The organism is Devosia lacusdianchii (genome assembly GCF_022429625.1).
Taxonomy (GTDB): Bacteria; Pseudomonadota; Alphaproteobacteria; order Rhizobiales; family Devosiaceae; genus Devosia; species Devosia lacusdianchii.
Window position 1 is genome coordinate 2,666,883 of the sequence record NZ_CP092483.1, and the last position, 13,318, is coordinate 2,680,200.

Annotated in this window: 14 protein-coding genes and 1 tRNA gene; 2 read left to right on the forward strand and 13 right to left on the reverse strand. The window is 63.0% G+C overall.

Annotation, left to right across the window (positions count from 1 at the left end):
• Positions 1-4: 4 nt before the first annotated feature.
• The 5 genes from MF606_RS13145 to MF606_RS13165 all read right to left on the reverse strand — a co-directional run bounded on the left by MF606_RS13145 (position 5) and on the right by MF606_RS13165 (position 4,783).
• The gene (locus MF606_RS13145; protein WP_240229756.1) at positions 5-1,330 is read right to left on the reverse strand and encodes a lipopolysaccharide biosynthesis protein; all 1,326 of its coding nucleotides are present in this window, start codon (positions 1,328-1,330) and stop codon (positions 5-7) included.
• Positions 1,327-2,511, reverse strand: coding sequence for a lipid II:glycine glycyltransferase FemX (locus tag MF606_RS13150; RefSeq protein WP_240229758.1), 1,185 nt, complete (start codon positions 2,509-2,511; stop codon positions 1,327-1,329). Before MF606_RS13150 ends, MF606_RS13145 begins: the two co-directional genes overlap by 4 nt.
• Positions 2,512-2,624: 113 nt before the next feature.
• Complete coding sequence (locus MF606_RS13155; protein ID WP_240229760.1) at positions 2,625-3,329, reverse strand: YjbE family putative metal transport protein; 705 nt, start codon at positions 3,327-3,329, stop codon at positions 2,625-2,627.
• 164 nt (positions 3,330-3,493) lie between these two features.
• The gene (locus tag MF606_RS13160; RefSeq protein WP_240229762.1) at positions 3,494-4,639 is read right to left on the reverse strand and encodes a serine hydrolase domain-containing protein; all 1,146 of its coding nucleotides are present in this window, start codon (positions 4,637-4,639) and stop codon (positions 3,494-3,496) included.
• Between the two features lie 68 nt (positions 4,640-4,707).
• A tRNA-Lys gene (locus MF606_RS13165) sits at positions 4,708-4,783 on the reverse strand.
• 132 nt (positions 4,784-4,915) lie between these two features.
• Here MF606_RS13165 and MF606_RS13170 point away from each other — a divergent pair.
• Positions 4,916-5,767, forward strand: a complete 852-nt coding sequence (locus tag MF606_RS13170) for a mechanosensitive ion channel family protein (protein WP_240229764.1) — start codon at positions 4,916-4,918, stop codon at positions 5,765-5,767.
• 57 nt (positions 5,768-5,824) lie between these two features.
• Here MF606_RS13170 and MF606_RS13175 read toward each other — a convergent pair whose 3' ends face one another.
• On the reverse strand, positions 5,825-6,028 hold the full coding sequence (locus MF606_RS13175) for a hypothetical protein (protein WP_240229766.1): 204 nt from the start codon (positions 6,026-6,028) through the stop codon (positions 5,825-5,827).
• A 379-nt stretch (positions 6,029-6,407) separates the two neighbouring features.
• On the opposite strand from MF606_RS13175, the gene MF606_RS13180 reads away from it, so the two are divergent.
• Complete coding sequence (locus tag MF606_RS13180; RefSeq protein ID WP_240229768.1) at positions 6,408-7,511, forward strand: pyridoxal phosphate-dependent aminotransferase; 1,104 nt, start codon at positions 6,408-6,410, stop codon at positions 7,509-7,511.
• A 69-nt stretch (positions 7,512-7,580) separates the two neighbouring features.
• Here the strand turns inward: MF606_RS13180 and MF606_RS13185 are convergent, their stop codons facing one another.
• The 7 genes from MF606_RS13185 to MF606_RS13210 all read right to left on the reverse strand — a co-directional run bounded on the left by MF606_RS13185 (position 7,581) and on the right by MF606_RS13210 (position 13,301).
• Entirely contained in the window at positions 7,581-8,030 is a 450-nt protein-coding gene (locus MF606_RS13185) for a GNAT family N-acetyltransferase (protein ID WP_240229770.1), read from the reverse strand.
• A 52-nt stretch (positions 8,031-8,082) separates the two neighbouring features.
• The gene (locus tag MF606_RS13190) at positions 8,083-9,636 is read right to left on the reverse strand and encodes a 2-isopropylmalate synthase (RefSeq protein ID WP_240229772.1); all 1,554 of its coding nucleotides are present in this window, start codon (positions 9,634-9,636) and stop codon (positions 8,083-8,085) included.
• Positions 9,637-9,747: 111 nt separating this feature from the next.
• Positions 9,748-9,873, reverse strand: coding sequence for a hypothetical protein (locus tag MF606_RS21620; RefSeq protein WP_275693080.1), 126 nt, complete (start codon positions 9,871-9,873; stop codon positions 9,748-9,750).
• Positions 9,874-10,665: 792 nt separating this feature from the next.
• Positions 10,666-11,553: a PhzF family phenazine biosynthesis protein gene (locus tag MF606_RS13195; protein WP_240229774.1), complete on the reverse strand. Its 888-nt coding sequence runs from the start codon at positions 11,551-11,553 to the stop codon at positions 10,666-10,668.
• Between the two features lie 9 nt (positions 11,554-11,562).
• Positions 11,563-12,054, reverse strand: coding sequence for a heme-degrading domain-containing protein (locus MF606_RS13200; RefSeq protein ID WP_240229776.1), 492 nt, complete (start codon positions 12,052-12,054; stop codon positions 11,563-11,565).
• A gap of 2 nt (positions 12,055-12,056) precedes the next feature.
• Positions 12,057-12,527: a GFA family protein gene (locus MF606_RS13205; RefSeq protein WP_240229778.1), complete on the reverse strand. Its 471-nt coding sequence runs from the start codon at positions 12,525-12,527 to the stop codon at positions 12,057-12,059.
• A 36-nt stretch (positions 12,528-12,563) separates the two neighbouring features.
• Complete coding sequence (locus tag MF606_RS13210) at positions 12,564-13,301, reverse strand: hypothetical protein (RefSeq protein WP_240229779.1); 738 nt, start codon at positions 13,299-13,301, stop codon at positions 12,564-12,566.
• Positions 13,302-13,318: the final 17 nt, after the last annotated feature.

Genomic DNA, 13,318 nt, shown 5'->3' on the forward strand with positions numbered 1-13,318 from the left:
GACGCTACTCAGCCAGAGCCACGGACATACGACGATTGCGGAACCATTGCAGGATCGACACGTCGATCTTGGCGGTGCGCAGGGCGATCCACCACAAGCCGACCGACCAGACGCTAATGGCGATTATGGCCGACACGGCTGCACCCATAAGCCCGAATGGCGGCACGAGCAGCCAGTTGCACAGCGCCAGCGAGGCAATGCCTACCGCCACGGACGGCAGGCTGGCATAGGGCCGATCATGGATCGACAGCACCAGCGATGCCGGCCCCATTGCTGATCGGATCACGAGCCCGAGGCAGAGCACCGCCAATGGACCGGCACCAACCGAAAAGCTCGGCCCGAACAGCATCAGCGCCAACGGCGCGAGCAGCGCCATCAGCACGAACAGAATGACCGACAGCCCGCTGGCCACCATATTGGCGTCACCCACCTTGCGGTTGAAAGCCACGCGATCGTCGTTGGCCTCGCTCTCGAACATATCTGGCAGGGTGACCGCATAGACGGCGGCAACGCCGAACGAGATCAGCGCGAAGATGCGCGTGCAGACGCCGAACACCGCCAGCTCCTCGCGGGTCAGCACCTGGCTGAGCATCAGCAGATCGATATCGAAGAAGAAATCGGTCGCCAGCGAAATCAGCACCCATGGCAGCGCGAAGCGCCACCAACGGCGCTGCTCGTTGGCTCTCGGCGGGGCTTCGCCGGAGACCTGCTTGAGCGAGGCGACGACGAAACCGATCTGAACCAGCGACACGGCAACAAAGCCGATGGCAATGATCCACAGCATGGAAGAGAAGCCCTCGGTCGGCACGGCAAAGCTCATGGTGACGAGGAAGGCTGCTATGACGATGATCGGGCGGAAGATGGCATCAGCAAAAAAGCCGGCGAATGGCCGCTTAAGGCCGACCAAAATTGCGCCGCTGACAAAGACGTTAGCGGCAGCGAAAGCCATCAGCGCCATCGGGAAGAAATGCTCGGCCAAGGCACCACGACCCATGCCGACCGCTGCAAGCACGGGCGGTCCGGCCACCAGCAGCAGAGCCAGCGTGCCAAGCACGTGGCCATAGGCCCGGATCAGGAACACATCGAGCTGCTTGCGCTCGCCCCGCGCCCGATACTCGGCGGTGAAATAGGTGCCGACAGTATGGAAACCCAGCGGCATTACCACCGCCACCAGGTTCACCGTGGCCATCACCACCAAGTACTCGCCCAGCAGCTCCGCGCCCCAGATGCGGGCGATCAGCGCTTGGGCCAGGAAGATCAGCCCCGCACCGCAGAGGCGGGCGCCGAAGATGACGGTCGACTGTGACGCCAGACGCCGCTGCAGGCTCATTCCTCGGCTCCGGCTGGCTCATGCTTGGCCTGCGTCGGACGCTTCTTTGGATTGCTCCAGGCGTCGATAGTTCGCATGGTAAAGTGAAAGGCGTCGCGGGCGGCGAAAGCGCCGGCGCCCAGCATATAGGCAAGCGGGCGGCTGGCGTAGTTGGCAACGGGCGGGACGGGCCGGATGACGCCGGCCTCCCCCACCATGCCCTTCTTGAACTGGTGCAGGCCCTGAAATCCGTCGGTGCCGCCAAGATCGTACCAGGTGGCTGACGTGTTATCGCGCAGCCAGCGGATGACATGCCAATGCAGGAAATAGCCCGCTCGCAGCGGCAGCGCCTGATCATTGGTAGCGCCATAGAGATAGACGGCGCGATCGCCGGCCTTGAACACCAGCGCACCGGCGACAAGCTCGCCATCATGCCGGACAAAGAACAGCTCCGGGCGTAGCGCCGGGACGTCGATGTTCATCAGCGCGGTGACGGTGCCATAGGCCGAATGATCGGTGAACTGCTTGCGATCGGTCATGGCGGTATAGAGCGTTTCGAACTCGCCGATCCGCTCCGGCCCGGCATGTTCGAAGCTCAACCCGGCTTTCTCGGACTTGTTGAGATGATAGCGCCACTTCTGATGGAAGCTCTTGCGCAACGCGGCGTCGTCGAGGCGCAGATTGACGATGTAGCGGTTGGGGAATGTTAGCTCGGAACCGCGCTTGAACCCGCGCGCCAGGAGGCGCTCGTATTCGCGATTAACAGGGGTGATCGACGCGCGCGGTAAGACAGACAGCATCTGCCCCCGCTTGTCGGCATAATCAGCGATCAGCGCTTCGACCATGCCCGCGTGAATGGCATCGGCATCCGGGCGCTTCGCGTCCTTGAGCATCGGTCCCCATTTGGAAACAGCGATCCGGCCCAGGCGCAGCGGCAATGGCTGCACCATCATTAGCGAGCCGCCCACGATCTCGCCGTCGAGTAGAAACAGCATGGGCTCCTGCGCGACGGAGGGCCAGCGGGTGGCGGCGAAGGCGTGGAGCTGTTCCTGGCAGGTCTCATCGAACTCGGCGATGATCCGGTCCCATTCGGCGCCGCTGACAATGCGCGTTTGCAGCTTCGGCACGGCCACGGCAGCGGGCCGCACCTTCTGGTGCGCGTCGGATCCGGCATGGGCCAGTCGATCGGCGATCACAGACATAATGGGCGCTTTCCGCTCATAACAACTTGAGCGGAAAGCTAGAGCGACAAGATGATCAAATCCCTATGCGGTCACGACAAATGCCGCAAAATTCGACCCTTGGTTACTAAAGGCTAATGCGCGACCGTCGTAGCTGCCGCAGCGGCATGCGGGGTGTAGAGAAGCGGGATCTCTGGGATGGTCACAAAGGCGCCCAGCCCCTCAAGCGTCATGCGGATCGCCACGAACAGGATGATCAGCAGGCCGACCCATGCGATCCAGCGGAAGCGATGCAGCAAGCCCGCGATGAACGTCGCGGCAACCCCCATCATGACCACCGACAGGGCCAGGCCAATGATCAGTGCCTCGAAGTGATGCGCGGCGGCGCCGGCCACGGCCAGCACGTTGTCCAGCGACATTGAGACGTCGGCGATGATGATCTGGATGACGGCCTGGCGCAGCGTCTTGCGCGGTGCCTTGCCGGCAATCGTGCCGTCGGCATTGGTGTCGTGGTCTTCCAGTGCTTCTTGCGCCTCGTGCTCTTCCGCCTGACTGGTGGTGAGCTCGCGATACATCTTCCAGCACACATAAAGCAGCAGCACGCCACCGGCGATCAGCAGGCCGCCACCCAGCGCCAGCAATTGCGTGGTGATCAACGCGAAGAAGATGCGCAGCAGGGTTGCCGCGATAATACCGATCAGGATGGCCTTGCGGCGCACATCGGACGCGAGACCCGCAGCAGCGAGACCGATCACCACGGCATTGTCGCCGGCCAGAACGAGGTCGATCAGGATGACCTGAACCAGTGAGCTGAGAAAACTCGGATCTATGCCGAACATGAATGGTCCCTGTCTGAGCGCTGAACGATAGGGACGCCTATAGCGCTCCCCCTACGCACTTGAAAGCACAAGTGCGGCGGAATCGACAAAAGTCTTAGGATTTCTGGCCGTTTTGGCCCGCGCTGACAGGTTCATGACAGATTTGGCGCGAGATATGACGCACGTTAGTCGAGCGAGTTCCACACGCCGTAGAGCGTCGAGTGCAACAATTGTACATTGTCCCCGGCCCGATAGACGACAAGACCGCGCTGCGGCATCAGATAGAGCATCTGTCCGCCTTGCCCCATCAAGTAGGTGAACGGCCCCTGCAATGCCTGCCCCGGCCGGTCGAGCACGTTCTGCAAGATGTGCTGACCGTAATTGCCCACGGCAAGCGCCTCCGCATCGACATCGAGACCCATAAACTCGCGCCACAGCGGCTCCGGCAGGAACGGTGCATTCACCGTACCGTTCTGCATCAGATAGACACCGATCCGTATCCAATCGCGGGCCGTTGCGTAGATGCAGCAGTAAGCCGAGACGGACGCGGTCTCGCCAGGCTTGCGCCAAAGCGCGGTCTGCGCCACTGCCGGCCCCCAGACCTTTTCGGCCATCAGGGTTTCGAGTGGACGGCCATACACAACTTCGAGCACTTCGCCGAGAAGGGCTGTGTTGACGTTCTGGTAGTTGAAATCTCCCTCGGGGGCGGTCGCCAGCTGAAGGCCGGCTTCAATTGCGGGCAGTCCCATGAAATGCAGACGTGCCAAGGGGCCGAATGGATTGGGCGCCGTGTCGCTGTCCTTGCCATTGCCATTGCCGAGCTTGGAATCCGCCGTGTCGAAGTGAATTCCGGCCCGCATGGTGATCAGGCTGCGTAATGTGAGCCCCTCGATGCCGCGATCATCCGGCAGGACTTCTCCAAGGCGAACGTCAAGGCTGGCGATCTTACCCTCGGCGATAGCCTTGTAGACCAGCGCGCCGATGAGGCTCTTGGCCATGGAATAGGAGTTGAACCGGGTGTCTGAAGTCTTGCCGGCACCATAGTGCTCGAGCACGAGCTTTCCGTCGCGATAGGCCAGCAGGGCCTGCCCACCGGTGTCGGCAAACATGGTCGCGAGTTCGGGCACGAGGTCACGCTTCTGCGCGTCCTCGGCGACCTGCAGGTCGCGTGGACTTCCCGCGCCGGCGATCTCCACGAAATGACCCCGGCCGGAAAAGACCAGCGGCGGGAAACCCTCTATCAGCAACTGCGGCAGGTATGGCGCATGGGCCAGCACGCCAAACGTGCCCGCCGCTAGCGCCGGGATCGCTCCAATAATCCACTTGCGCATGAAACACCCTCCACGCACCCGATTGGAGACCCAAATCGGCGGAAATACGGCTGCTTGACGGGGGACTTTGGTGGGCGAGCACGGATTCGAACCGTGGACCCGACGATTAAGAGTCGTCTGCTCTACCAGCTGAGCTACTCGCCCCTACTGGAGCTTCCAAAGTGGCGCCTCTCTATCAAAGGGATTCCACCCTGTCTAGCGCTTCGCTCCACTTTCCTCATCTGTAGGGTTTGCTAGAGTGCCGCAGCCGCAAAAGGCGCCAAGAACCGGGGCAGCATGACAATTTCGGAAATACTGATGATCCCGGTCGGCTGGCTCGCCACCAATGCGGTGAGTTTGCTGGCGGCAGTCGCCGTGCTTGTCGCCGGCTGGTACCTCGCCAGGCTGGCCGCTCGGGCCATAAGGCAGTTGCTGCCGCTGGCCTACGGCGTCGACAAGAATTTCGCGCCGCTGCTGTCCCAGGCTGCGCGCTACGGCATCATTATTTTCGCCCTCGTGACCGCCCTCAACCTGCTTGGCGTCTCCAATGCGTCGATCCTGACGGTGCTGGGCGCCGCCGGCCTCGCCATTGCCCTGGCGCTGCAGGGCACACTGGCCAACATCGCGGCGGGCATCATGCTGATCTGGCTGCGCCCCATCGCCATCGGCGAGTTCATTCAGGGTGATGGCGTGGCGGGTATCGTGGTCGAAATCGGGCTGTTCGGCACGCGTCTGCGCTCGTCGAGCGGGCTCTATATCTTTACGCCAAACCAGAAATTGTGGGCCTCGGCCATCACCAATCACAGCCGCGAGCCGCGGCGGCGCATCGACGTCAATGTGAGCGTGCCCGACACGATCGACATCGCCAAATCGCGCAAGATCCTGCTGCGCATCGCCACGGCGGATAAACGTGTGCTGGCCGATCCGGCGCCGAATGTGCATGTCGACAGCTTTTCCGGGGCGGCGGTGAATATGCAATTACGGGCTTGGGTCTCGACGCCCGACTATCTGCCCGTGCTCTATGCGCTGACCGAGGAGGCCAAGATCGCGCTCAACCGCGAACTGAGCGGTAGCAAGGAAGACAAAGCGGGGATTTCGGTAACGCCTGATCCGGCCAATCCGAGCCCCGAAACGCAGGCCCACCGCTAGTCACGGCAAGCCGATCGGGTACGCCGGCGGATCGACCGCCAGCGCACGCGTGCAATCTTAGTCGAAAGAGACGGCGCGGGCACGGAAGGCCGCGAAATCCAGAACATTGTCGGAGCGTGACGGCTCGACATCGAATTCATCGATCAGGCTGACCGTCCGCTCGATGATGTAGCGCAACTGGCGCGAACGGCTATCGCTTCCCTGCAGGATGACCGCGGCGCGCTGCAGGTGGTCTCGTGCAAGAACGTAGGTTGGCAGCATAGACGAAGCTCCATTTGAGAATCACTTTTTGGGAGCGCCTTGGGGTAGTGACGCGAGGCAGAGGGTGCGGGCGCCATGCCTTCCACAAACTTGCCAGAACGGTTGGCCTTTGTTTCAAATCCAATCTGTCACACACTCTGGCCGAGACGACTGCAATACGGGGGCTGTGCGGCTGCGGGAAAACCTTGGCGGCTGTGTAAAACCGGACGAAGGCGAGGCTGCCGCCTGCTGCCGGAGTGCGGAGATAACCGAATCTGGGCCGGCGCATGCCGGGAATCGCTTTGACGCTCTTGCCGCACGACGGTGGGAGGTGGTCTATCTGAACGACCGATTACGCTATTCCGCCGCCAGACGGCACCCCAGACATCGCGAGCCTGCCTTGACCCGTCCGTCCCTCGCCCCCATTGCCGCAAACCTGTCGGAAACCGTGCCCTTTGTTGGGCCTGAAGCCATCGAGCGGCGCGACGGTGTCCCTACCCGTGCCCGCATCGGTGCCAATGAAAACCCGTTCGGCCCCGCCCCATCCGTGCTTGCCGCCATGCAGGCGGCCGCCCGCGACACCTGGCACTATGGCGATCCCGAGAACCACGACCTCCGCATCGCCATCGCCGCCCATCTCGGCATTCCCTCAGCGAACGTCATGCCGGGCGAAGGCGTCGATGCCATCCTGGGTATGGCCGTGCGCCTGTTTGCAGCGCCCAACTCAACGGTCGTGACGTCACTGGGCGGCTACCCTACCTTCAACTACCATATCGCCGGCTATGGCGCGGTCATGCACACCGTTCCCTATATCGGTGACCGCGAAGACATCGACGCCCTGGCCCGCGCCGCGCGCGATACCAATGCCGCCATAGTCTACGTCGCCAACCCCGACAACCCGATGGGCAGCTGGTGGGACGCTGCATCGGTGGACCGCTTCATCGCGGCGGTACCCGAAAGCACCATGATTGTACTGGACGAGGCCTATGGCGAGTTCGCACCACCGGGCACCCTACCCGCGCTGGACATAGATCGCGTCAACCTCCTGCGCATGCGCACCTTCTCCAAGGCCTATGGAATGGCTGGCGCGCGCGTCGGCTATGTCATCGGCGAGGCCACCAACATTTCGGCCTTCAACCGCATCCGCAACCACTTCGGCGTCAGCAACATCGCCCAGACCGGAGCGATCGCAGCGCTAGCCGACGCGGCGCACCTGGCGTCATCGATCGAAGCCGTCCGCCAATCGCTGGCAGCCATCGCCAACGTTGCCCGCCGGCATGGGCTGGAGCCGCTGCAGACGGCCACGAACTTCATCGCCATCGACTGCGGCCGCGACGGCCCCTACGCGCAGACGATCCTGAACGGCCTCGCGGCTCGCGGCATCTTCGTGCGCAAGCCAGCCGTCACCGGCCTCAACCGCTGCATCCGCGTGAGTGCTGGAACACCGGATGATGTGGCGCTGTTTGATGAGGCGCTGGGCGCGGTCTTGGCGGAATTGAGCTGAGACGTAGACCGCTTACCAAACCACGGCATCATTCCCGCTTTCGCGGGAATGATGCCGTGGTTTGGGTGCCTACAAGCTCTTGCGCATCTGGGTGCAGCCCTGCGCGAAGGTGTCGAGCTCGGTTTGGTCCCAGACGTGCTCGTGCCATCCGGTGGCGCGGTAGAAGCCGACCGCCGTGTCTGCTGCGTTGAGGAACACGGTATGCGTGCCGAACGCCCGGGCGCGATCCTCGATCATTTGACCCATCACCCGGCCGTGTCCCTTGCCCTGCTCCGATCCCGTGATCGCGACGAGCCGGAAGACGGCGGTACCGTCGTCGCGCACATCGAGACGGGCCGTACCCAGCGGTCGGCCGTCAAGCTTCAGCAGATATGGGTAGGCATTGGGCGCGCGGTCATGGGGATGGTTTTCGTTGTAAATCCCATGCCGCCCCCGCGCCTCGAACAACTCCTGCCGTCGAATCGCGCGGTAGGCCGCCCAATCGACAGGATCGGTTACCTCAACGAGCTCGTATCCCATGTTTCCTCGCTGCCCCGGCCACCATCGGTCGGGGCACGGGAAGTCATGATGTCTAGCCGGCCATTGCGCCTTGCGCGGACGCGCCGCGTTCGATGAGCAGGCGATTGTAGGCGTTGAGATAGGCACGGGCCGACGCCACCAGCGTGTCGGGCTCGGCCGCGTTACCGGAAACGATGCGGCCGTTCATTTCGAGGCGCACATGCGCGCTCGCCTGCGCGTCGGTGCCGCCGGTCACGCCATCGACGGCATAGAGCACCAGATGCGGCTGCTGGCCTACCGCCAGTTTTATGGCATTGAAGATCGCATCCACCGAGCCCGTGCCGTCGAATGAGACGCTGGTTTCCTCGCCGTCGATCGAGAGCGTCATGTCGCAGTGGTGCAGCCCACCAATCTTGGACACGACCTCCATGCCGACCAGCTTGATGCGATCGCCCACCGAGCCGACTTCGTCATCCACCAGAGCTACGATATCGGCGTCGTAGACGTGTTTCTTGCGATCAGCCAGGTCCTTGAAGCGCACGAAGGCTTCCTGGAAGGCATTATCGCCCAGCTCGTAGCCCAGTTCGCGCAGCTTGTCCTTGAAGGCGGCACGGCCGGAATGCTTGCCCATTACCAGGGTGGTTTCCTTGATGCCGACGCTGGCCGGCGTCATGATTTCATAGGTCTCCGCATTCTTCAGCATGCCGTCCTGATGAATGCCGCTTTCATGCGCGAAAGCATTCTTGCCCACGATGGCCTTGTTGTACTGCACCGGGAAATTGGCGGCCGCCGAGACGACCTTGCTGGCGCGGGCCAGATGGGTCGTTTCGATCTCGGTGTGATAGGGCATCGCATCGCCGCGAGTCCGCAGCGCCATCACCACCTCTTCGAGCGCCGCATTCCCGGCGCGTTCGCCCAGTCCATTGATGGTGCATTCGATCTGGCGGGCGCCACCGGCCACACCGGCCAATGAATTGGCCACGGCCAGGCCCAGGTCGTTGTGGCAATGCACCGAGAAGATCGCCTTGTCAGCGCCCGGCACGCTCTCGATGATGGTCTTGAACATGCGGAAATGCTCGTCGGGCACCGCATAGCCCACCGTATCGGGCAGATTGATCGTGGTCGCACCGGCCTTGATGGCGGTTTCGACGCAGCGCTTCAGGAACTCGATCGGCGTGCGGGTCGCGTCCATGGCCGACCATTCGACATCGTCGATGAGGTTGCGGGCCTGCGCCACAGTCCGGGCGATGATCTCGATGACCTCGTCCTCGGTCTTCTTCATCTGGTGCGCCAGATGGATCGGCGAGGTGGAGACGAAGGTGTGGATGCGGCCCTTCTGGGCATGCCGCACCGCTTCGCCGGCGCGGTCGATATCGGCTGATATGGCGCGGGCCAAGCCGGCCACAGTGGCGCGCTTGACCTGCTTGGCCACGGCGACCACCGCCTCGAAGTCGCCGTTGGAGGCAATCGGGAAGCCTGCTTCGATGATGTCGACACCCATCTCGTCGAGCGTTTCGGCGACCTGCAGCTTTTCTTCGAGCGTCATCGTGGCGCCGGGCGATTGTTCGCCGTCGCGCAAAGTGGTGTCGAAAATGAATACGCGGTCTTTGTTGGTATCGGCGGACATTGGTCTTTTCCTATCGGGCGGCCCAGAGCAAAGCTCTTCTAGGCCGGACATTTACTGTTCGGCTTGCGGCGTTATCCCCTGACGACCCGCTCGAAGCCGAGCTGTCGGTAATCAGGGGCTGATAAGAAGGAGAAGAAGCGCAGCAGGCAGCAAAAGCAGGCCGCCAGCAATCATCAGGGCGCGAGCGCGCTCCTGGCGTTGTGTGGCGGCGATGGCAATTGCGCGCTTGCGCTGCATGGGTTTAGTCCCGATTTCCACGCAGAATGCGCGAATCCGCCGAAGCGCGCAAGCCCGCGCCAGCCGAAGCGGTTGATTTTTTGCTTAGCCCATTGGGCGTAGTCGCCTCTGGCTAAACGCAAACACCGCCGCCAGGACGATGCCGACCAGGGCAAGGCCACTTATCCGCCCCGCTAGGCCAGCCGCGCGCCGCCGCCGACTAACGCCAGCAGATGCCCCCGGAACAATAGCTTGACCAGAATGTCCATGCCGCGGCCCTCAACGCAACTGCAACGAAAAGTTGGCAGCTGTGGCCGTCTGTCGGGAAGCTACGGACCATTTCTCCCAGGCTGTCAGCAGTAAAGCTCTCTGGCTCAAGCTAGGCTCAGGTCAAGGGGCGGGTACCCGATAGCTGACGGCGTCCCATTCGCCTTCGATCTTCACAAACCTCCAGTGTTCACTGGACCTGGGAGGGTCATTGCCCGGGTCGAGTTCGAAGGAACACATGATGCCTTCCTTTAGCCAGAGGCGCTCGCATCCCCCCGGTTTTGCCGAAGCGTTCGGCCATACCGGTCCGTGCCCGATGTCAAGCCTCTCACAATAGCTGCCAACTCAGCTTCACTCGGCCCATCGGGTGGCGTCAGCAGCGACCGACTAGCCAAAAGCGCCATGCCGCCAATGAAGGCTAAGCCCGCACCATAAAGAACAATCTTATCCCTCAGGCCCACGACAAGGGCATCCTCGTGTCCGAACCGCTACCGAGCCTCATATCGTTCCCGAAATGAGCGCAAATTGCGGCTCACGGCGTGTGCCCTACTCCCCCAGATCGAGCACACCCTCGCCGACGATAACGGCGTGGCCACCGATGCCCCCGTGGATCAACACGTCGTTCTCCTTGCGCAACTGGATCGTGATCCGGCAAGGCCGCCCCATTTCGTGGCCCTGGCGCAGCACGAAATCGGCTTGGCCGGTCGCCAGATTGGCGTGCTCCGAGAGCAACCCGATCAGCGCTGCCGCGGCCGAACCGGTGCCCGGATCTTCCCCGATATCCATGCCGAACATCCGCGCGGCCAGATCGTTGTCCGGCTCGTCCGGCGTAAGGGTGAAGACATAGGCCGAGTTATGATCGTGGTGGAACACCTTGTTCCAGATCGCCGGGTTCGCCTTCACGCGCCGCAGCACTTCGGCATCGCGCACTGGGACGAGATGGAACGTCACGCCCGCCGAATAGACGCCGGGCTGGTACATGTCACAGCCGATATCCTCGATCTCGATCCCCAGCGCCTGCGCCATGCCGAGCTTGTCCGGCAGCGGCGCAACCCGCGACGGCAGGCGCGGCAGGGCGAAGCGGGCTTCGCCCGAGCGCTTGTCGGATTTTTCGAACAGCGCCGTGATCAGCCCGACCTTTTCCTCCAGTCGCACCGCGCTGACCTTGTTCTGCAGTCCGAGCACAACGGACGCACCGACCGTTGGGTGCCCCGCAAAGGGCAGCTCCGTATGGGGCGTGAAGATGCGGATCGCCGCCGTATTGCGCTCGGCATTGGGCTTGAGGATGAACACCGTCTCGCTGAGATTGAACTCGCGCGCGATGGCTTGCATCTCGCCATCGAGAAGGCCATCGGCCTTGGTGACGACGGCAAGCTGGTTGCCCTTTAGCCGCTCGCGCGTGAACACGTCGAGCATCAGATAGTTGAGCTTCATCGGAAGACCTCATTCGGGCGGAAGCGCGAAATCCTGCGGCTCGAAACCAAGATGTGTGGCAAGCGCTGCAACGGCCACGCCATGGTCGTTGCGCCCAGGCAATCCGGAAATCGTCAGGCACCCGATAATGCCGGCGCCCTTGACCCGGATGGGGAAGCCGCCGCCGGCTATCACGTAATCTGCTGGGTCCACCCCCGATTGCGGGGAGAACGGCGCTTCGCCGCGCTCCAGCACCATGCGGTAGCTCGCCCGCTGGAAGCGACGGACGGTGTTAATCTTGCGACGCACCCATTCGGCATTGTCCGCGCTGGTTCCGGTGGTGGCCGCGAAGAACATCTGCCGGTCCCAGGTGCGGATATCGACCACCAGCCCCAGTTTTTCAGTTATCGCTCGCTGGCGAATGGCCGTGCCCAGCTCATACGCCACGGTCTCGTCGAACGCGGCGAGAACCAGCTCGCGCTCCTGTTTCTTGACGAGCTCGATGTCTTCGGCAACAGCCATGGTCACGTGTCCTTATGGGTAAACCGGGTCCAGGCGTCGTAGAGCGGTTCGCGGCTCGACGGCTGTCCGGGGAAATTGGTTCGGTTCGGATCGATGGCGGCCCAGGCCGCCTTGCTGTCGGTCCAGATATTGCCGATGGGCACCGCCCAATCCAAGCTGTCGAGCGAACCGGCGCGCACTACCATCAGCCCGGGCGTGGGCGGCTCATTCCAGAGCCAGGTGTGGCAGTTGGCGCAAAACAGCATGGCGATGGTCCGGCCGCTGTCGGCCGCGCGGTCATAGCGGTCGAGCGCGCCACTCAGATGCTCGATATCGTCGCTGCGTACCGGCATGGACATGGACCACGCGGCGCCCGAGAAGCGCTGGCAGTCCTTGCAATGGCAATTGTAGACCGATAGAGGGCTGGCCTTCAGCCGGTAGCGCACGGCGCCACACTGGCAACCGCCCTCGACGGGAAAATCCGGCAGGTCCATTTTGCCCACGACTCCAGATGCTTGGCCCGTCAGGTTTTAGACGAAGTTTGGTCGGGGCAGAAGGGTGCCGGCAAAGAACGCTTCGGCCACCGCCGTGGCATAGGGCACCGCCCCTGCCCGCCCGGCATCGGCGGCTGAGCGGAGGACGACGATATCGGCCAATTCACGATGCTCCTGCCGGACGAGATTGGCGCGGATGCGGGCGGCAAGGTGCTCGGCGGGTTCGACAAAGCGGAAGACCCGGCCGAACGACAGCCGCGGCCCGTCGAAGACCACGACCATACCGCCCGCCTCCGCCTCGTCAGTGCGCAGCCCGGTTTCCTCCTCCAGTTCGAGCGCAATGCAGCCTGGCACGTCGACCCGGCCATCGGGCAGCACATCGCGCGGCTCGAGAGAACCACCCGGCGGATAGACCCGGCCCGCATTGGTGGTGTCCCCGCCCATGACGCCGTAGATCAGCGCATTGTCGCCGCTGACGATCAATGCCCAGCCGAAGGCGTGGCAGATGCCGATTTCGGGAAAGCCTTGCTGGCGCCACAGCATGAAGGCTGAATACGCATCCTCGCGCGCCTCGGCGCGGAACACGCCACCCTCCAGGCGTGGCACGCCGCCATCCGGCGCCGAGAGCCCGAGAATGCGACCATCCCACAAATGCGGATTGGCTGCTGTCGCCTCGCGCCAATAGTCGGCCACGGCAGCGCGCTGGACCGGTGTGAGCGGCCACCGACCCGGCACACGGCGAATGTCGATATCGGAGACCGGAACGATCTGCATGGCAAAAACACAACGGC

Bases quoted from the DNA above. Each gene is read 5' to 3' on its own strand.
- MF606_RS13185 (WP_240229770.1), bottom strand. From the start codon at position 8,030: ATGGGATACGAGCTCGTTGAGGTAACCGATCCTGTCGATTGGGCGGCC.
- MF606_RS13205 (WP_240229778.1), bottom strand. From the start codon at position 12,527: ATGGACCTGCCGGATTTTCCCGTCGAGGGCGGTTGCCAGTGTGGCGCC.
- MF606_RS13190 (WP_240229772.1), bottom strand. From the start codon at position 9,636: ATGTCCGCCGATACCAACAAAGACCGCGTATTCATTTTCGACACCACT.
- MF606_RS21620 (WP_275693080.1), bottom strand. From the start codon at position 9,873: ATGCAGCGCAAGCGCGCAATTGCCATCGCCGCCACACAACGCCAGGAG.
- MF606_RS13175 (WP_240229766.1), bottom strand. From the start codon at position 6,028: ATGCTGCCAACCTACGTTCTTGCACGAGACCACCTGCAGCGCGCCGCG.
- MF606_RS13160 (WP_240229762.1), bottom strand. From the start codon at position 4,639: ATGCGCAAGTGGATTATTGGAGCGATCCCGGCGCTAGCGGCGGGCACG.
- MF606_RS13200 (WP_240229776.1), bottom strand. From the start codon at position 12,054: ATGGCTGTTGCCGAAGACATCGAGCTCGTCAAGAAACAGGAGCGCGAG.
- MF606_RS13155 (WP_240229760.1), bottom strand. From the start codon at position 3,329: ATGTTCGGCATAGATCCGAGTTTTCTCAGCTCACTGGTTCAGGTCATC.
- MF606_RS13170 (WP_240229764.1), top strand. From the start codon at position 4,916: ATGACAATTTCGGAAATACTGATGATCCCGGTCGGCTGGCTCGCCACC.
- MF606_RS13150 (WP_240229758.1), bottom strand. From the start codon at position 2,511: ATGTCTGTGATCGCCGATCGACTGGCCCATGCCGGATCCGACGCGCAC.
- MF606_RS13145 (WP_240229756.1), bottom strand. From the start codon at position 1,330: ATGAGCCTGCAGCGGCGTCTGGCGTCACAGTCGACCGTCATCTTCGGC.
- MF606_RS13210 (WP_240229779.1), bottom strand. From the start codon at position 13,301: ATGCAGATCGTTCCGGTCTCCGATATCGACATTCGCCGTGTGCCGGGT.
- MF606_RS13195 (WP_240229774.1), bottom strand. From the start codon at position 11,553: ATGAAGCTCAACTATCTGATGCTCGACGTGTTCACGCGCGAGCGGCTA.